Source organism: Thermosporothrix hazakensis (assembly GCF_003253565.1).
GTDB lineage: Bacteria > Chloroflexota > Ktedonobacteria > Ktedonobacterales > Ktedonobacteraceae > Thermosporothrix > Thermosporothrix hazakensis.
In genome coordinates, this window is sequence record NZ_QKUF01000037.1 from 22,518 (window position 1) to 40,602 (window position 18,085).

Annotated in this window: 18 protein-coding genes; 6 read left to right on the top strand and 12 right to left on the bottom strand. The window is 55.4% G+C overall.

What is annotated here, in order from left to right; translation table 11 throughout:
* Positions 1–50: 50 nt before the first annotated feature.
* From EI42_RS28025 to EI42_RS28035, 3 genes are all read right to left on the bottom strand, one after another.
* Positions 51–719, bottom strand: a complete 669-nt coding sequence (locus tag EI42_RS28025; protein ID WP_111325947.1) for an AroM family protein — start codon at positions 717–719, stop codon at positions 51–53.
* A gap of 133 nt (positions 720–852) precedes the next feature.
* Positions 853–2,400 carry a PucR family transcriptional regulator gene (locus EI42_RS28030; RefSeq protein ID WP_111325948.1) on the bottom strand — a complete coding sequence of 516 codons (1,548 nt, stop codon included), beginning with the start codon at positions 2,398–2,400 and terminating at the stop codon, positions 853–855.
* Between the two features lie 84 nt (positions 2,401–2,484).
* Positions 2,485–3,423: a DUF1177 domain-containing protein gene (locus EI42_RS28035; RefSeq protein WP_111325949.1), complete on the bottom strand. Its 939-nt coding sequence runs from the start codon at positions 3,421–3,423 to the stop codon at positions 2,485–2,487.
* 403 nt (positions 3,424–3,826) lie between these two features.
* On the opposite strand from EI42_RS28035, the gene EI42_RS28040 reads away from it, so the two are divergent.
* Together EI42_RS28040 and EI42_RS28045 are read left to right on the top strand one after the other, a co-directional pair.
* Positions 3,827–4,483: a DUF6766 family protein gene (locus EI42_RS28040; RefSeq protein WP_111325950.1), complete on the top strand. Its 657-nt coding sequence runs from the start codon at positions 3,827–3,829 to the stop codon at positions 4,481–4,483.
* Positions 4,484–4,536: 53 nt separating this feature from the next.
* Entirely contained in the window at positions 4,537–5,379 is an 843-nt protein-coding gene (locus EI42_RS28045) for a YwqG family protein (protein WP_111325951.1), read from the top strand.
* A 198-nt stretch (positions 5,380–5,577) separates the two neighbouring features.
* Here the strand turns inward: EI42_RS28045 and EI42_RS28050 are convergent, their stop codons facing one another.
* Positions 5,578–6,522 (bottom strand): CHAP domain-containing protein, encoded by a 945-nt coding sequence (locus tag EI42_RS28050; RefSeq protein ID WP_111325952.1) that lies wholly within the window; start codon positions 6,520–6,522, stop codon positions 5,578–5,580.
* Between the two features lie 762 nt (positions 6,523–7,284).
* Here EI42_RS28050 and EI42_RS28065 point away from each other — a divergent pair.
* Complete coding sequence (locus EI42_RS28065; RefSeq protein WP_170142974.1) at positions 7,285–7,953, top strand: orotate phosphoribosyltransferase; 669 nt, start codon at positions 7,285–7,287, stop codon at positions 7,951–7,953.
* Between the two features lie 56 nt (positions 7,954–8,009).
* Here the strand turns inward: EI42_RS28065 and EI42_RS28070 are convergent, their stop codons facing one another.
* Together EI42_RS28070 and EI42_RS28075 are read right to left on the bottom strand one after the other, a co-directional pair.
* Positions 8,010–8,957, bottom strand: coding sequence for a slipin family protein (locus tag EI42_RS28070; RefSeq protein ID WP_111325956.1), 948 nt, complete (start codon positions 8,955–8,957; stop codon positions 8,010–8,012).
* Between the two features lie 89 nt (positions 8,958–9,046).
* Complete coding sequence (locus tag EI42_RS28075; protein ID WP_211326381.1) at positions 9,047–9,733, bottom strand: NfeD family protein; 687 nt, start codon at positions 9,731–9,733, stop codon at positions 9,047–9,049.
* Between the two features lie 468 nt (positions 9,734–10,201).
* On the opposite strand from EI42_RS28075, the gene EI42_RS28080 reads away from it, so the two are divergent.
* A complete protein-coding gene (locus EI42_RS28080) occupies positions 10,202–11,035 on the top strand; it encodes a TrmH family RNA methyltransferase (RefSeq protein ID WP_111325958.1) in 834 nt (277 codons plus the stop codon).
* A 66-nt stretch (positions 11,036–11,101) separates the two neighbouring features.
* Here EI42_RS28080 and EI42_RS28085 read toward each other — a convergent pair whose 3' ends face one another.
* Both EI42_RS28085 and EI42_RS28090 read right to left on the bottom strand, forming a co-directional pair.
* Positions 11,102–11,902, bottom strand: coding sequence for a class I SAM-dependent methyltransferase (locus EI42_RS28085; protein ID WP_111325959.1), 801 nt, complete (start codon positions 11,900–11,902; stop codon positions 11,102–11,104).
* A gap of 149 nt (positions 11,903–12,051) precedes the next feature.
* Positions 12,052–12,540, bottom strand: a complete 489-nt coding sequence (locus tag EI42_RS28090; RefSeq protein WP_111325960.1) for a peroxiredoxin — start codon at positions 12,538–12,540, stop codon at positions 12,052–12,054.
* Positions 12,541–12,740: 200 nt separating this feature from the next.
* Here EI42_RS28090 and EI42_RS28095 point away from each other — a divergent pair, with 200 nt between their 5' ends.
* Positions 12,741–14,150, top strand: a complete 1,410-nt coding sequence (locus EI42_RS28095; protein ID WP_111325961.1) for a glycosyltransferase 87 family protein — start codon at positions 12,741–12,743, stop codon at positions 14,148–14,150.
* Here the strand turns inward: EI42_RS28095 and EI42_RS28100 are convergent.
* Positions 14,133–14,951: a carbon-nitrogen hydrolase family protein gene (locus EI42_RS28100; RefSeq protein ID WP_170142971.1), complete on the bottom strand. Its 819-nt coding sequence runs from the start codon at positions 14,949–14,951 to the stop codon at positions 14,133–14,135. The genes EI42_RS28095 and EI42_RS28100 overlap by 18 nt on opposite strands.
* Before the next feature lie 162 nt (positions 14,952–15,113).
* On the opposite strand from EI42_RS28100, the gene EI42_RS28105 reads away from it, so the two are divergent.
* Positions 15,114–16,856, top strand: a complete 1,743-nt coding sequence (locus EI42_RS28105) for an aldehyde dehydrogenase family protein (RefSeq protein ID WP_111325963.1) — start codon at positions 15,114–15,116, stop codon at positions 16,854–16,856.
* Positions 16,857–16,942: 86 nt separating this feature from the next.
* On the opposite strand, the gene EI42_RS28110 is transcribed toward EI42_RS28105, so the two are convergent.
* Genes EI42_RS28110 through EI42_RS28120 form a run of 3 tightly spaced genes read right to left on the bottom strand, consistent with a single transcriptional unit; the run spans position 16,943 to position 17,728 of the window.
* Positions 16,943–17,176: a hypothetical protein gene (locus EI42_RS28110; RefSeq protein WP_111325964.1), complete on the bottom strand. Its 234-nt coding sequence runs from the start codon at positions 17,174–17,176 to the stop codon at positions 16,943–16,945.
* Between the two features lie 23 nt (positions 17,177–17,199).
* Positions 17,200–17,415: a hypothetical protein gene (locus EI42_RS28115; RefSeq protein WP_111325965.1), complete on the bottom strand. Its 216-nt coding sequence runs from the start codon at positions 17,413–17,415 to the stop codon at positions 17,200–17,202.
* On the bottom strand, positions 17,405–17,728 hold the full coding sequence (locus tag EI42_RS28120) for a hypothetical protein (protein WP_111325966.1): 324 nt from the start codon (positions 17,726–17,728) through the stop codon (positions 17,405–17,407). Before EI42_RS28120 ends, EI42_RS28115 begins: the two co-directional genes overlap by 11 nt.
* Positions 17,729–18,085: the final 357 nt, after the last annotated feature.

An 18,085-nucleotide genomic window follows, 5' to 3' on the forward strand; every position in this document is an offset into this window, starting at 1 on the left:
GCCGACAACAGAGGTGACGTGTATACGATCTCAGGGAAATAGTCCTCTACTTACAATAATTCGGCAGCAAAGCGAGCAAGAACAGCCCGCGAGAGGATCACCGGACATGACACCTGTTCCTGAATGCGTCGCTTCATTTCAAGCGTATACCCGATACAATCCAGCACAATTGCATCAACGCCCTGTCTCCCCAGGGCGCTCCCTGCGGCGATCACATCGTCAATTGCGGCATATGGCGAGGCAGCACGCGCATTGACGTGCTTCACCACCTGCTGCCAGCGCTTCTGCTGATAGGGGACCTGCTGCTCAGAGGGCGTCAGCACGCCGAGCGTCATGTGCGGGGTCGCGATCCCCCGCACAAAGCTATACAGGAGCTTCTCGGGCACCAGGAGCGGCACACGCGCTTCCAGTTCCGGAAACGTGCCAGTGCACAGCAGCAGAATCGTCGAGACCTGCGTTTCCAGCTCGCTGATCCGCTGGTGCATCAAGGGCATCACGCCTTCATGCGTAATCGTCACCGACGAGCCATCAACCAGCCGCGTCACCAACACATCCTCATCTGTCGAGCGTGGAGCCAGCGCGGCAATCTCGGCGGCGCTCAGACCATCCAGCGCCCCTTTCTCCACAATCTCGCAATCGGCATCGAGCCAGTGCCGCAGTTCAGGAACAACATCGACACGGGGAGCCTGTCCTATCGTTATCGTGCCAATTTTTCTCATGTGAGACCTCCTCACGCCTGCCTTGAGTGGCAGGACTATGCGCCCGCGCGGGTGGGGCAGAAGACAAAATACAAGCGTCCAGGGGACAACATCGGCCCGATACAATAACCTGTGTTCAAAATATCTGATAGCGCTAGGGTGGCAATAGCTGCAATTTCCAGGCCCGGAAAAGCAGGTCCAGGCGCGTTCTCGTCTCCGGTTCCAGAATATCAACGTCGAGTATCTCGCGAACGCGCTCCAGGCGATAGTTGACTGAGTTCCGATGGACAAAGAGCTCTTCCGCTACCTTACGCGTGTTCCCTCCATGCCGGATCACGGCTTCCAGGGTCTTACAGAGCTCCGTTCCGTTCCGCATATCGTAGTGATACAGCGGTTGCAGCAACGTCGTATACAACTGTACTAACGCCGGATGCTGCCCGATACTGAGCAGCATATCCTCAATATAGACATCCCTGTAGTGAATGATCTGACGCTCCGGCAGCACCTTCTGCCCGGCTTCAACCGCGTGCAATGCCTGCGTATAGCTGCGAGCCAGCAAGGAGAGCTGATCAACCGGGCATCCAATCCCGAGCACAAACCGAATCCCGGGTAATTCCTGTTTGAGATACGCGTCCATCTGTTCGGCCAGACGCTTCGCCCTCTCCTGCACATCCGCCTGCGAGGCCGCCGCGAGCACCACAAAGTTTTCGCCGAGCATCGTTATCAGATGTCGCTGCCCGTTGCTTCGCCCGCCCAGGCTATCGGTCAGCGCCAGGCGAATTTGTGCCTGCAAGTCTTCCCGATACTCTTCCGGCGTGTCGGGAGCGTAGCGCGGCTGCACCACCAGCACAAACAGCGCTGCACCTCGTGGGAAGTGCAGGCGTTGTGCCCGCACATGCAGCGCTTCCTCAGGCCGCGTAACACCAGTCAGCAGCTCAAGCAGAAACTCCTCTCTGGCATGTTCCCGCCGATAGAGCGCCGCTTCCTGAATCGTAAATTCGAGCGCCAGCACCGTTAGCGCCTGCTCAAGGCACATCTGAGCGAACAGATCGTCGGGTGCGGGCTCAGCGGAAAGCGCCAGGTAACCAGAAACCAGATTGCCGCTCCGAATGGGCCTCAGCACCGCCACCTGCTCCTCACGAAAGCCGGGCGTGGCGTTCAGCACCGTGCGATGAGTATCGAGCACCGCCACCTCGCAATGCAGCAGATTCCCGAGCATGGTCACAATCTCGGCGCTGCGTCGATGCAGGATCAGCTTCATAAACTCGCTATTGACGTCTCGCGCCTTGCTCAACACCACAAACTGGCGGTTCAAGATCTTCTCCATGATCGAGTGCGTAATATCGATCGTCGTCAATTCTGCCGGGATATCGAGAATCGGGATAGCATACTCATCGCTTTTCTGCTGTGCCTCCTCGCTCACTCGATAGCCGAAACGCTGCTGTTTGACGCCGATCGCGGCCCCGCCAACTTTATGCATTTCGTCCAGCAGGGTGCTGAGTGCATAGGGATTGTCCAGAAAGGCGTAACCGGTCGTCAGCACCAGTTCGTGAGGGCGCAGCCAGCCGGTCAGGTCAGGGATCTCCATCACATCGACATAGCGAATCTCATTCTGTAGCCCATTCGCGCCGCTGATTACCTGCGCTCGCTGCAAAACGGGAAGCGCTAACAACTCCTCAACGGTCAGCGCTGCCTGATCCATGCGCTTCGCCTCCTTCCCGGTATGAAAAGGGGGAGGGCAAGCGTGCCCTCCCGTGGATGCCAGCTACTCACTCAATGCAAGAGGTCAGGATTTGTTCCCCAATGTCTGAAGATGCGCCATCGAGCCATAGAGCTGCTGGAGCCGTGCAACCTCATCCGCGTCGTAGAACTGGCACTGCCCCGCCCCGAATGCCTTCGCGACCTCAACCGCGAACTTAACCGCCAGCGCAATATCTACCTCATGGCTGGCACCGGTCGCGCACCCGGGAACAGCGGTCTCAGCGGTAATGGCAATGCCGACCACTGGCGCTTTGGTCGCCACGGCAGGCTGTAAAATACTGTTGATATGATAGACACCGTTGCCATACGGCGTGATATCCTGCATCGAGATCGCAAACGTGCGCGCGGGCCGCCCTGTACTCATTTCCAACAGGTTCACCAGATCATCACTAAATTTCAGGATATAGCCCTCTTTCACGGTAGGAGAAATAGCAATTCCACGATGGTTAAAGACGCGGTTTCCCTTCGTCGTATCGATTGACAGCACGGCATCCATCTCGTCCGTCACTTCATGGCGATTCATCGTCAGGATGTCAACCGGAGAGTCCATAAAGGCGACAGGATGATGTGGGCGCGTCGGTGCATGCGGACAAATATGTGTGGTGATGATTACATCTCCGGGCAACACATCCCCTTTGGTCTGCATCTCAATCAGCTTGAGGGCCGAGGCCAGCGCCGCGATTGCGCCATCACCATCAGAGACCAGCCCGATACGCTCGGGACGCGCTCCAATCCCTCCGAGACGCCCGATAATGCCCAGAGTTGGCGCGTCGCCGCCACGCGATTTCCCCTTGCTGCCAGGGACCACAATCTTGATAAAGTCGGTAGAGCCCTTTTCACCCTGCACAGTGCTGACTGTCACATCCGACGCGCCATGCGCTTCGAGGAATGCTTTTACTTTCTGGCCAGAGACGGCGCTATCATCAAGAAGTTCAAATATATCGATTGTCTGTTTCAGTGACATATCTTCTCCTATCTAGAAACAAGCGGGCGCTACAGGAGATCCCTTTTCCCGGGAACAAGGCACGAAAGCGACGTGAATACGTTCTTTTGCTCCTCTAAATTTTGTATAGAATACAGTGATTTGCGTATGAGTTCTATGGCAACAGAAACAAACCTCCGCAACCACGTTTGTGCAGCCGCACAAATTCGCCCACCCAGATGCCCTTCAGGCACACTATCCCTGTAGAACCGCTCAAAACCTCAGCGGAGCAGACTACCAGACCCAACCCTCTAGTAATATACCGCGATTCGCCAAACGTGGCTACAGGAAACAGCATGACGCCGCCCTACATCCCGGAGAACCACGCTCCCGTGTACAGATTACAGGGGGATACGTACTTCTCCCCAAAAGGAGGCATGACGCGATGAAGCGATTTCAGCATATACTGTATAAAAATGGCCTCTCGCTGGCGATGTTTGGCTTCTTTCTCGTCTTCCTGATCGGGCAAAGTATCGCAGGCTACCAGAACTTCCTTGAAGAACAGGAAAGCCACCGTCAGCCCCCGATCAGCTACATCAGCTACCTCTCCAGCGGCGACTTTATTGAGGCTGTCTTTGAGAACTGGGAAAGCGAATTTCTGCAACTTGGCTTCTACGTGCTCCTGACCGCTTTCCTGTATCAAAGAGGATCATCAGAATCAAAGGATCCCGATCAAGCAAACAAACAACCCGAGCCACCCGGACCTGATGCGCCCCGACCCGTACAGCGTGGCGGCATCGCCCTTTTCTTCTATCAGAACTCGCTCTCAATAGCCCTGCTTGGCCTCTTTGTCCTCTCCTTTGTGCTGCACTTGCTTGGCGGCTCAGAGGCCTACTGCCAGGACCAGATGAACCACGGAGAGACCTGCATCCCGTTGCTCTCCTACTTCCTGACGCCGCGCTTCTGGTTCGAGTCCTTACAAAACTGGCAAAGCGAGTTTCTAGCGATGGGCGTCTTCATCATCCTCTCAATCTTTCTGCGTCAGAAGGGCTCACCTGAATCCAAGCCTGTCGCCAGCCCCAACGATGCGACTGGTGACTGACCCGCTTTTTGACTTGTCGTCAAGAAAGAGGATGCAAAAAGGAGGAAACTGCTATGCACAAAGACGATGCCCGGCTACAGCAGCTTCTTCAACGGAGCGAGCTGGCCGACTTTGCCACCGGAATCAGATCGCTGCTCTGGAACACAATCCGCCTCACGTCTCGACGCGTCGCAGATGAGGCGGAACTACCGCTCGGAGCCTCAAAAATCGGAGGGAATCCAGATCTCCCATCAGACACACCCTGGCCTACCTGGAATGGGCATCCACTCCCGTTTCTGGCCCAGATTCGCCTTGCAGACCTCGCCCCCTGCGATCCCACTCACGAACTGCCACATCACGGCATGCTGGCTTTCTTCTATGATCCCTCTCACAACGAATATCCCATCCCTCCTGAGCGCTTTCGCGTGCTCTCCTATCCCTCGTCCGCCGGGCTGTACCGCGCCACTCCTACCGAAGAACCGTCACTTTGCTTTCCCCCATGTGCGCTCACCTATACCAGCAGCGTGACACTGCCCCCACCCGAATCGTCGGAGCTGGCATGTATTGGCCTGCCAATGGAAGCCTTCTTCTATCCCGAGCAGCCCGAAAAGCTTGAGCAGGCCGCAGGTGCCTATGAGGAGCTCATCACATACCTTGATCACGAGGAGCATGAAGCACCGCGACACCAGCTTCTCGGTCATCCCTATCAAATACAGGGCGATCTCCTGCAAGAGTGTGTCCGCGACACCGACTATCAGGGCCCGCCTACAGACTGGCGGCTCCTCTTCCAGCTCGACACCGACGCTACCGCAGAAATGATGTGGGGAGATTGTGGCGCCATATATTTCTACATTCTCAAGCGCGATCTGGCCGCCCGAGACTTCTCGCATGTGCACCTGATCCTGCAATGTTGCTGACCGCTCAAGGCACAGCAGAAGCGCCTTCGCTGTGCCTCGCACCTGTACCTTTCCACCCTCGCGCCTCCTTTTTGCGGACCGGTCAGCAATGGCGTGGCCGTTTTCATGAGCGCGCTGTAGACCACACACAAGTCAGACCAAAAAGAAAGCGCGCAAGATGCATATATGCGCATCTCACACGCTTCCAAGCATTTCGACTTACTGATAAATGAAGTACACTCCCGAGCCAGCCGTGAAGTCAACATAGGTGACTTTGTTCCAGTTGCCAGCGCCCCAGTTCATATTACTGGTGTGCGCCACATTCCCGGAAACGCTCTCTACGTACGCCACGTGCCCATAGGTCGGATCAGCGCCCTGAGCACCCTGCATCAGCACAATAATCGAGCCCGGTACAGGCGTCTGAGAGACCTTCCATCCCGCCTGCTGTGCGCCACTCACCCACTGGTATGCATCGCCCAGCCAGGGGATCCAGACACCATAGACGTCATGATAGCGTTGGGCAGCCCACCATGTACAATAACCCGGCGTGAAATGGTTCCCCGACGAATCGCCCATCGGAGGAGGCGAGCCGGTATTCCCACCATTGTTCCCGGTTCCCGGACCGGTTCCCGGACCAGTACCCGGACCGGTATTGCCGCCCGTATCGGGCATCGTCGGTTCAGTTGGTACTATTTCCGGTTCAGCCGTTGCAATCTGCGCGATCGCCGTCACCGTAGCGGCCTGCTCTGGCAGCAGCACATAGCTATCGCCGCGTTTCGTCGTAAACGTTTGTGGCGTGCTATTTGTCAGCGCACGCGGGCTATTCTTCGCGTCCGTAGCAGTCGTGCGCACGGCAACCAGAGCGCCAACAATAATCAACAGCAGAACAGAAACAACTGCAATATGAACAATATAGCGGTTCCTGCGTGGAGGCGGAAGCGCACCACCGCTTTTCTTGCCGGTTCCTTTAATCACAACCGGCTTGCGGCGCTCAGGTTCCGCTTCTGGCAAAGGCGGCGCAGCCAGGTCGGTCGAGGGGAGGTACGCCCCCTGCGCTTCAACCTGCTCTGTCGCCTCCGCGCTATGTTCCATTGCAGAATCATCTAAATGCTTTGTAAGCTTTTCCTGTGGTGCATCATTCTGATTCTTCTTTAACAGTGGCATGCAAAAATCCCTTTACAGCAATGCATATACAAATATGTCAATCACCCGAAAAACGGAAGCACTCATATTGGACTTTAAGCGACTGGAAATGCTCGGTCAAGCAGTCAAGAGAGGCAATAGGACTAAGATGCTAGAGAGCAGCCCCGATCTTAACCGGGAATCAGGAGAATATGCGGGCTCTCGGTCAGAGAGGCTATTTGCAGAGGGGCATCAGTTTTCCCGACATCTTCTTGAGCGACAGGCGCGAGCGGTTGTCGAATGGTATATCAACCTGTATCGGGAACAGCGTCATCATGACAGAAACAGCACCGCGGACAGAACCGCTTTCTGAAGGGAAAGAGCGAGCAGAAGCCTCCCTTGCGCCATGAAAGTGCTTTCCCGCCCGACGAATTCCAGATCCGAAAAGCGGCAGCCAACGGCCCACCTGCGGAAGGGCTTCAGATCAGCACTGCCGATGAGAGATGGAGAAGGTCTTTTTCCCCGCTAGCCAGTACCAATGGGGGGGGCCTCCAGTGCATGCTGAAACCCGAACAGATACGCATGCCAGGAGCGCTTAAAGGGCGTTCAGATAGCCTTGAGGACTGAAATATGCTATACTAGAGACAGCATATCCTTCTCATCAAATGCAACAGCCTCTTCTACGTATGAAACAGAGGAACTGTATGCATCCTTATTCACCTTATCTCAAAAGAGAGCAAAGAAAGGAGGCGATGCACCCCCTTGTATAGCAGAGAATCGAGGGGTCCGCATCGCAGTGCTGAGGTGGCGAAAGAGCAAACCCTGGACAATCTCTGGTTGGCACAAATACTGTTTGACCTGGGGGGGGTTCAATTCGGGAATTTCACCGTGAGCGAGTCCGCCGTAAGTTCCCCCGTTTTTGTGAACCCAAAGGTCCTTATCAGTCATCCAACCGCTTTACGTGTTGCCAGCAAACTGATGCAACAAGAAATCAACCTCGCCCAATCGCTACGCCGCTCCCGTGTTCAGCCATTTAATGTTGTCGCAGGGGTGCCGGTTGGGGGTCTATTGCTGGCAACCGCTTACACGCTGGAAACAAGCACACCAATGATCTACGCCCGCAGCCGTCCAGAAGGAACGGGCAAACGGGGCATTGAGGGACGCTTTACTCCCGGCGATACCGCATTGATTATCGACGATCTCGTGACTCAGGGCAGCAGCATTCTGGAAACAGCTTCTCTGCTTGAAGAGAACGGCCTGAAAGTCAAAGATGTCATCGTCCTGATCGACCGGGAACACGGAGCAGCCGAGCGCTTGCGCCGGCATGGCTATAACCTGATGAGCATTCTCAAGCTCGATGTCATGCTGAACCACTACATGTCAAAAGGCTTGATCTCAGAAGAAACCTATCGCGCCTGCGCGGAATATCTCCGGAGCAAGCAAGGGCAGAACAACACATCGCCCCTGCTCTAGCAGACAAAAAAAAGCGGGATGCTCCTTGAGGAGACATCCCCTTTTTCATGCCTTGCTCACTGCCGTGGCGAGGGCGGGACCTGCCGTGGCTGTATAGCTGGATGCGGCTGCGTTGCCTGCTGTGTCGGCGAAACCGGGCGCGTCTGCTGCACAGGTGGCGCCTGCTTGACGGTCGGGGTCTGCTGCGGACGCAATGCATACACCGGCTCTTCAGGCTGAGACTGCTCGCTCGCTCCACTCAGCTTGTTCAGCGTCTTCATCAGCGGCGTAACCAGCTCCATAGGCAGCGGGAAGATGATCGTTGAATTCTTCTCCACCGAGATCTCAGTCAACGTTTGCAGGTAACGCAACTGCATGGCGTTCGGCTCAGAACCGATGATGCCGGCAGCCTGGGCCAACTGCGTCGAAGCCTGCAACTCACCTTCAGCGTGAATGATCTTCGCTCGCTTCTCGCGCTCTGCTTCGGCCTGCTTCGCCATCGCACGCTGCATGGTCGAGGGCAACTCGATATCCTTGATTTCAACCGCGGTCACTTTCACGCCCCAGGCTTCGGTGCGCTCATCGATAATCGCCTGCAATTCCTGGTTAATCTTATTGCGATGCGCCAGCAGCTCATCAAGTTCAGATTGACCGAGCACATTGCGCAGGGTTGTCTGGCCGATCTGAGTCGTTGCCTGCACAAAGTTAAACACCCGCGTCACGGCCCACTCAGGATTGACAACATGGAAGTAAATGACCGCAGTCACCTTGACTGTCACGTTATCACGCGTGATGATCTCCTGGGGTGGCACATTGATTGTCACAACACGCAGATCTACCTTGATCATGCGCGAGATGAACGGCCAGACCCAGAAGAGACCGGGGCCTTTCGCTCCCTCCAGCTTACCAAGCACAAAAATGACACCGCGCTCGTATTCCTGCACAACGCGCAACCCTGAAAAGAGCACAAAGAGTAGCACAATCGCCACTATCACGATCAGGGATAACGCACCTAATATATCCATGAACTAGCCTCCTATCATAAGTTCCCGGAAATGGCGTAGCTTCAATCTATCGCATTCATCATGCCAGATGATGAATTGCACCTGTTCTATCAGTCCAATTCGGTACGGCGCGGTTGCTCCTCGCGAACCTGTTCCCCGGCCTCTCCCTCAAACTGCATCATCTGCTGTTGTAGCAGCACCGGGCGCACATGTAAACGCAATCCCTCTACCGCGACGATCTCCAGCACCGAACCCTCATTGACAGTCACTTCTGGCGTATCCAGCACTGCGGTCCAGATAACGCCGTCATGCTTCACTCGCCCCTCAGGCCGCAACGGGCCAAGCGCCACGACCTGTTCTCCTATCATACTCTCAACACCGCTGCGGACTGGTAGCTTGCGGATACGCATCGCATAAAGCGCCAGACTCAGACCGAGGCCCCCCAAAATGAGCCCCCCGAACAGCACCAGCAGCGGTTGAATATGCGTCACACCTCCCGAGTTGAAAAGGATCAAAATACCGAACACAAACGAGATAGCCGCGCCGAGCGAGAGCAGGCCATAACTGGTGAAATTGGCCTCCGCGATCAGCAAGCCGCCAGCCAGCAGCAGGAAAAGAACGCCCCACCAGTTCACCCCGAGCGCAACGGCACCGATGATAAAGAGAATCAGCGCCAGGACACCGATTGTCCCCGGGATAAAGGTTCCCGGGTTGGCAATCTCAGCATATATTCCGAGCAGTGCCACCAGAATCAACAGGAAGAGCACCGTAGGATCCTGTATGAAAGTGTAGATCAAGTGAAGCATAAAGCACCGTCTCACTTCTTCTCTTCAAATAAGAGCGCTGCATGCACCTGGAAACCCGCGCTTTTCCTCCCTTACCGAATCAGACGCACTTACCCTTTCAGAATCAAATCAAAAAGCCAGACGTTCCAATTGCTATTTGTTATAGACAATATAACTTATTGCAATCTGACTGTCAAGGTTTTGCCAATCTGCTCCGGGAAACGCGGGCCACTCAGGGGCGAGAACGCAAAGATTTTTATTGACAGCAGCATCCCGGCTTCATATAATTTGTGATATCATATACAGGCTTTCCTTCTCTGTCTGTGAATCACAGCACAGGGAGGCATGCAGGCGCGGCACAATCAGACTGCATTCAGGGAAGCAAATAAAAGAAAATGACAGGGTTTTTGGATATCTGTATCTTTTGTCTGTTGCAGACAGATGGCTACACCTATTCAGTGACCCATCACCCCATACTTCATGACAGCAACTATTAAACACTCACATCTCATTGGAAGTCATAATCACCCGGACATCAAGCGCATTCGCCGTCTGCGTGATCGCGCGATGCGGGAACAGACCGGACAGTATTATGTTGAGGGACTGCGTTTCGTCGCAAATGCGTTTCAAAGTCAGGCTCCGGTCGATATGCTGGTTGTTTGTCCGCAGCAACTGGACCATCCCTACGCGGAACGCATTATTCACCACTATCAGCGGGTCGGAGTGCCTGTTCTCGAAGTAACCCCCGAAATCCTGAACGGCATCTCCGCCGTAGACGATCCGCAGGGAATCGGGGCAGTGGTGCGCCAGCGTTGGGAGTCACTCACGCGTGTGACCCCCGGCGATGAGCTCTGTTGGGTCGCCTTGCAAATCGTCCGCTCTGCCGGGAATCTGGGGACCATTCTACGCACATCGGAAGCAATCGGGGGAGCCGGTGTTATCGTGCTCGACGAGGCGACAGACCCCTATGATCCGGCCTGTGTACGAGCGACAATGGGGGCAATCTTTCGGCAGCGTTTTATACGCACCTCTATCGAGAAGTTTCGCCGCTGGAAACAGCGCCACAATTACCAGCTCATCGGGACATCACCTTCTGCCACGACCGACTATCAGGACGTTCACTATCACACACCAACGATCATTCTTATGGGGGAGGAGCGCAAGGGCCTTCCGCAAAGCCTGCAAGCGCTCTGCGATACAGTCGTGCAGATCCCGATGGTTGGTGAAAGTGACTCGCTCAATCTGGCGGTTGCAACTGGCGTGATGCTGTACGAGGTCTTCAATCAAAGGCGCAAAAAAGAGACCTCGCACTGAAAAAGGAGGGCGTGGGCTTGCTCTCCTTTTTTTCTTTAGTGCAGGACGCGACTTGCGCCAGACGGCTTATGCACGCCGCGCCAGATATAATTGTGCCATATAGCCCTTCGTGATCTGCCCATGAAAGCGGGAACGAATCAAGCTCGCAATAGAACGATAGAGGCGCTTCCGAGCTGCTTCCGGCAGTGCCAGATGATCGGAATAGGTATCCAGCAGGCGAACATAGCTCTCTGCGCTGTAGGACTCCTCCCAACAATAGCGCCGCACCTCCACCCCGGTAAAGAAACCGCTGCGTTCGATCTCATCCTTGATTGGTGCGGGCACCTCTTCCGGCCAGGGAAGCCGCAGCCCGGCCTTTGCCTTCTCTGGCGTCTGCGTCATATAGATCTCATCGACAGCCTCAAAAAAGTCGTAGCTCTTCTCGCTCTGCACATGCACATGCCAGAACAGCGCCAGCGTTCCCCCGGGCTTGAGCGCATAGGCCAGCTTGCGATAGGCAAGGTCCTGCGGCAACCAGTGAAACGCCGTCGCCGCCAGCGCGAGATCATAGGCCGACCCCGCCAGAGGTGTTTCTTCAAACGCGCCCACTTCAATCGAGACGTTCGGGAAGGCCGCCAGCTTCCGCCGGGCCACCGCCGCCAGTGCCTGACCGAGCTCAATCGCGTGAATACGATAGCCGCGCCGGGCCAGGGGCAAGGTCGCCTGTCCGGTTCCGGGGCCAATCTCCAGAATGCTTGCTTGCGCTGGAAGAGCCGCAAACGCAACCATATCATCAAACAAGCGCTCAGGATACCCCGGACGAGCCTGATCATAGAGTTCGGCCTTCTGATTAAAGCTCGCTCGTAGCTGTCTCTGTTCCTCTTCCATAGCGGCACAACCCTTTCTATCGTGCTATGACACAACCCTCTCAACTCCCGACGTTCCCTGCTCGATGCCAGCGCATGTCCGCAATTCGCTCTCACAGAGCCAGCAAAAAGGGCCGAGAACCTGATTGGTTGCTCGACCCGGCAGAGATGCTAGCCCAGGGCGTCCACTGCATCAAGCAGTGCATTCTTGTCGGGCAGCTCGCCCGGCGTATGCGTCACTTCGATATGACGAATAACGCCCTCTTTATCGATCACAAATACGGCTCGCTCGGCCATTCCAGCCGGATGACGAACACCGTACAGGTCGGTGACCTTTCCCTGCGGGTAGAAGTCTGAAAGCAGCGGGAAAGTGGTGTTGATCAGCTTTTTCCATGCATCCAGTGCGAAGGTGCTGTCCATGCTGATGCCAACAACCTCGGCCCCATTCTCGCGGAACTTTTCCAACTCGCCCTCATAGGACGGCATCTGGACCGAACACACGCTGCTGAATGCAAAGGGGAAGAAGGCCAGAACGACATTCTTCTTTCCGCGGAAATTGCTCAGCGTCCAATCTTCTTTGGCCTCGGTCTGTAAAGTAAAATCAGGAGCGAGATCGCCCACCTTTAACGTTTTTGTCTCTGTGCGGCTTGCGCTATTCATCGTACCGTTTTTTCGTCCTTTCGTTCACATTGAGAGAAGTCAGGAATAGGCTCAGCGTTTCGCGGTGACTTTCTCCGAACTTCGCTCGTTTCAAGATTGTGTGCTCTCACTCTCAAAGCTGAGTGACAGCGTTTCGCCCGCGATTGTAGCACCCCTGATGCAAATATGTCAAACTGGAGCAATGGAGGATAATTTCGCTCTTGTCTCAACAGGTACATGTACTCAATAAAAGAAATACAGGGAAGCGAAGTGCACTCCAACTCCCGGAATACTTGCAGGTAACCCGGGGGATAACCGCATATATACCGATTCTTTTCACGATTATTGCGATGTTTATCGGCACGTCGTGGCAGATCTTCCTGACCACGAGCGATCCGGCCCGCTACCAGTGCTATACGCTGGCTTTCTGGCTTGGCAGTGACGCAACGAAAATGCTTCCCGCCGATCAATGCCAGTTTCTCCGCAGTCAGCTTCCAGCACCACAGCCGCCGTTCCACATCCTGCCGTTTGAATACCCACCCTTAACGCTGCTTCCCTTTACACTGGCAATGGTTACCCCACTGCCATACTACCAATTAGCGTTTGCCTTTTTGATGTCGCTGGTTGTCCTGCTGCTCTACTGGCTGCTGCTACGCTTCGGCCCACGTGGCTCCTGGATTGCGTTCGTCTCCTACGTCCTGCTTGGAGCAATCGCCACCATGCAGGTACGTTTCGACGTCTTGCCGTCCTTGCTCACGTTTCTCTGTATTCTGGCAGCCGAGCGCAAGCGCTGGACGCTGGCCTACCTTGCGCTGGCCTTCGGCACGCTGCTGAAAATCTACCCGATCTTGCTGCTTCCAGCGCTCTTTATCGCCGAACAACGCTCCTGCGGACACCTGCCCGTGCCCCGAGAAGCCGTCACGCTTCGCACGCTCTGGCAGACGCTCACCACCTGCAAACAATGGCGCTGGAAAAACTGCCTGCTTTTTCTGATCGCGCTGCTTGGAATCACTGGCATCTTTGCGGCCCTGAACTTCGAGGGCGCAGTCATCGACCAACTTCAATACTTTCTGCAACGCCCGATGCAGGTTGAATCCAGCGGGAGCACGCTGCTCTGGCTGGCGCACTTCTTCGGCTTCCCGATCAGCACCAATTATGATTTTGGCTCGATCAACCTGCTCAGCCCGCTCGGGAAAGGGATCTCGAATCTGAGCACTCTGGCGCTGCTGGCAGGCTGTGCCTACGCGCTCTGGCTTCAGTGGCGCGCTAAAATGAACCTGACCCAGACCGCTATTGCGCTGCTTCTGGTCTTCATTGCCACAGGCAAAGTGTTCAGCCCGCAATACCTGATCTGGGTCCTGCCCCTCATCGCCTACGCCTACGCGCTTGACACATTCTGGCTCTTCCACTGGAATGTGATCTCGGTCCTGACAACCTATATCTACATATTCCTGTACAGCCAGACTGCAGACCCGCATCAATACGTCCAGCCGCTGACAATCCCCGGCTTTTTTGAAGTGGTCGGGCTCAGGAACGCCTTCGTTGTCTTTGTCACGCTGGCCTTCCTGTTCAACTGGTGGCAGGTCCGCAGCCCGGTCACGCAAGAAGACAGGCTAGAGGCGTTCGCGTAGATCTTTACGAATCTCATAGGCCAGCTCTGCATCATGCAACAGGGCGGTATCGACACGCTGAAGGAACATCCCCTCGTGGGTATGCGCAAGCGCGTTGAGCCGCCCTTTAAAGGGCACCGTGATCTGTGATTGCCCGATCAACCGTTCACGCCCATGCTCCCACTGCACTTCACCCGCCGCGTTGGCATACACAAGCACAATCTCGTTCTCGAAGGCGCGAGCCACACAGAGCGCGTTTACCATCTCTACCTCTGACTGTGGATTATGGCGCAGGCCAACCCCTGCATCCTCAAAGCACCAGTAACTCGGGCATATCACGATCTCAACACCCTGACGCGCCATCTGCCGAAACCCCTCAGGAAAGTTCAGGTCCCAACAAATCTGCAAGCCCACACGCCCGTAGGCGGTCTCGAAGACCGGGAACTCAGCTCCGGCAGCGATATACGAGCGCTCGGGAAGCCAGAGGTTCACCTTGCGATAGCGCCCCCGAATGGCTCCAGCCCGATCAATATAATAGGTCGTGTTAAAGAGGCCCTGTTCGTCGCCTTCAATGATCGATCCCGGGACAATATCAATGCGGCACCGCGAGGCCAGATCCTGAAAATGGCGACGATACCGGCCCTCTCGATCAACGTACTCAAAGCGCCCGACCACTGGCCCCGTCACAAAATCTTCGGGGAAAACGATAATCTGTGCCCCGGCGTTGACGGCCTGTTGAATGAAGCGTTCAGCCTTCTCAAGATTCACTTCCGGCTGAAACTGTGCGACTTCAAATTGTACAACGGCGAATGTGATCTCCATCAGTGTATACTCCTCCTGAACATAGCAACAGCATAGTCGAAGAGCGAAGCAGTGCGCAAGCCCTCTAGCCATTTCGCTTTGAGCATGCTTTGAGCTTTCTCATCGCCATAGCATATAATGTATGCAGCCAGCACGCGAGAATAATGAGGAGGTTTTTACGCTATGGCTGCATCAACTCAGCATGGTTCACCTCGTTTTCCGACGATCACAGGAGTGTTACCCCCATCCACTCAGGAAGAAATGGACACCGCCGTCAAGGAGCTTCAGCGGCAGAAGGACGTCTGGGTTGCGCTCTCCATTCGAGATCGCATCACGCTCTTAGAGACGCTGCTGACTGATATGGCAGCCATTGCCGAGCGTTGGGTGCATCTCAGTTGTCAGGCGAAAGCGCTTGCGCCAGACCTGCAAGGCGAAGAATGGGCTATCGGTCCCTGGCCGGTGCTGCGAAACTTGCGGCAGCTTCAGCAGTCGCTTCGTGATATCGAGCTGTTTGGGCGCCCACACATTCCCGGCCCGGTGCAGACGCTCCCCAACGGGCAGACAAGCGCTCAGGTATTTCCTTATAGCACATACGATCGCCTTTTCTTCCCCGGCGTGACCGCTGAAATCTGGATGGAGCCGGGCGTTTCCGCTGAAGCACTCCCCGAAACGCAGGCGCTCATCTATCAGCAGAAGCAGCATCCGGGCAAGGTTGCGCTCGTTCTGGGAGCCGGGAACGTCTCGAGCATTGCCCCGACGGATGTGCTCTACAAGCTCTTCGCCGAGGATCAGGTTGTTGTGCTGAAAATGAATCCAGTCAACGCCTACATCGGTCCGCTGATCGAAAAAGGGTTCCGGGTACTGATCGAGCGTGGCTTTCTGCGCGTCACCTATGGCGGAGCCGCCGAAGGAGCCTATCTATGCAATCATCCGGGCGTTGACGAGATTCACATTACGGGTTCAGATAAGACGTTTGAGGCGATCGTCTTTGGGACGGGAGAAGAGGGTGCGCGACGCAAGGCCGAGAATCAGCCGCTCCTTCACAAGCCGATTACAGGCGAGCTCGGGAATGTGAGCCCCGTGATCGTCGTGCCCGGCCCCTGGACAACAGCGGATATCGCCTATCAGGCTGAGCATCTTGTCACCTCGCTGACGACGAACGCCGGCTTTAACTGTAACGCGACACGTGTGATTATTCAGCATGCGGGCTGGAATCAGCGTCAGGAGCTCTTGCAGGCGCTACGAGCCACGTTTGCGAAGGTGCCGCCCCGCACGGCCTTCTACCCGGGAGCCCGCGACCGCTTCCAGAGCTTTCTTCAGGCGCATCCCGACGCCGAGACGCTTGGTTCGGCCAGCGAGCAGCAACTTCCCTGGACGCTGATCCCCGATGTCTATCCGACGAAGGTGAATGATATCTGCTTTACGACCGAGGCATTCTGTGCGCTCAGCTCAGAGACGGCGCTTCCGGCCTCATCGGTCGTCGAGTATCTTGATCGCGCGGTCGAGTTCGCCAACGAAACGCTCTGGGGGACGCTGAACGCCACGATCCTGATTCATCCGCTCTCGTTGAGAGACCCCGAGGTTGCCGCGGCCCTCGATCGCGCTATTGAGCGGCTTCGCTACGGCACGGTGAGCGTCAACTACTGGGCCGCGACCAGCTTCACCCTGGGCGTCACGACGTGGGGCGCCTTCCCGGGCCACACCCTCAACGATGTGCAATCGGGCATTGGTGTCGTACACAATACGCTGCTCTTCTCGCGCCCACAGAAGACTGTCTTGCGAGCGCCCTTCCGCAGCGTTCCTACGCCGCCCTGGTTCGCCACGCGCACGAAGGCCGCAAGCGCACTCTTCCCCAGACTGGCCGACTTCGAGAGGGATCCATCTCCGCTGAAGATTCCCGGTCTCGCGCTCGCCATGCTCAAATGATAACAACCGATTCCTGACCATTGCCGGGAATCAAGCCACAGCAGAGGGCCCACCTTCCCCCTTCAGCGAAGAAAGTGGGCCCCCTTTTATGATCGCCGCTGCCGTTCTTGCTCGACGATCTGTTCGACCTTTGTGATAAAGCAGTGCAAGCCATAGAGCAACATCTGCTCGTTTGGTGAAAGCTGTTCCGGATGTTTTGCAGAGAGCTCTGCCATGCGTTGCTGAGCGACCAGCAGCGTGGTTGCCAGTTCCGTTGAGGTCAGAGTCAGCACGTAGTACTTCTCATAAATTGGTCCAATCTCGTTTGCATGTCCACGCATACGACCCTCCCGCTGTCTTCTGCTTATCCTACGACCTCGAAATAGGTCCGACACACAATTTCTGTCGCGGCTTCCACACCCACCAGGCGTTCAAGCTGCTCCCAGGGCTGTTCGAGGCTCAGGTATTTCTGTTGAATGAAATCATGCCGGGCAACCATTGCGACCCCGCTGAGCCCTTGCTTCATGGCCTCGCATTCCCGCTTGATCTGCTCCCGTAATCGAGCAACCTCACTGTTCATTGTACGCTCGCTCCTCTCGCACTTTCTCCGGGAAGTGATGCAGGAACCCGAGCAGATCGCGCGGATCTATCAGCACCCGTGTGAAGGGAGAAGCCACATCAGAGGCTGTTTCCACCTGAAGGCCACACGGGAACTCGACCCGGCAAAACCTGGTATTTATCCTGTACCGCTCAAAGGACACCTGCGTCTGTGGAGGATACTGAATGGTCACTGTCTTCTCACTATACGTCAGCTCACAGCCACAATGGCGCAGAAACGCCAGTGCTTCTACTGGCAGCCCTTGCGTGACGATTGTCTGTTGTTCCTGTTGCATCTCATACCTATCCTTTCTTTATTGATTCGCTATACCTGACTTTCCAATTCGGCAGTAAAAATTTCTGTTCACGTCTTTCCTGATAGCATCTCCTGCCTCCCTGCTCAATTCTGAGCACTATACTTGTTGACATTTAGAAAACTAAGCTTCTAAGCGAGCCTAAGAAGTGCTCTCCTCTTTACATCGCATAAGTTCACATCAGGAGCACCTCTATTATGAAAGGAAAATTTTACACATCTAAGAGATACAACTGTATAATCCTTTCACACCCTAATGTGTGATGCTTTTACAGCATAAACAGTTTTCTGCTAAAATAGGAATAGCGTTTGTTGCGAAAAGTTGATGTTTGTTGATGTG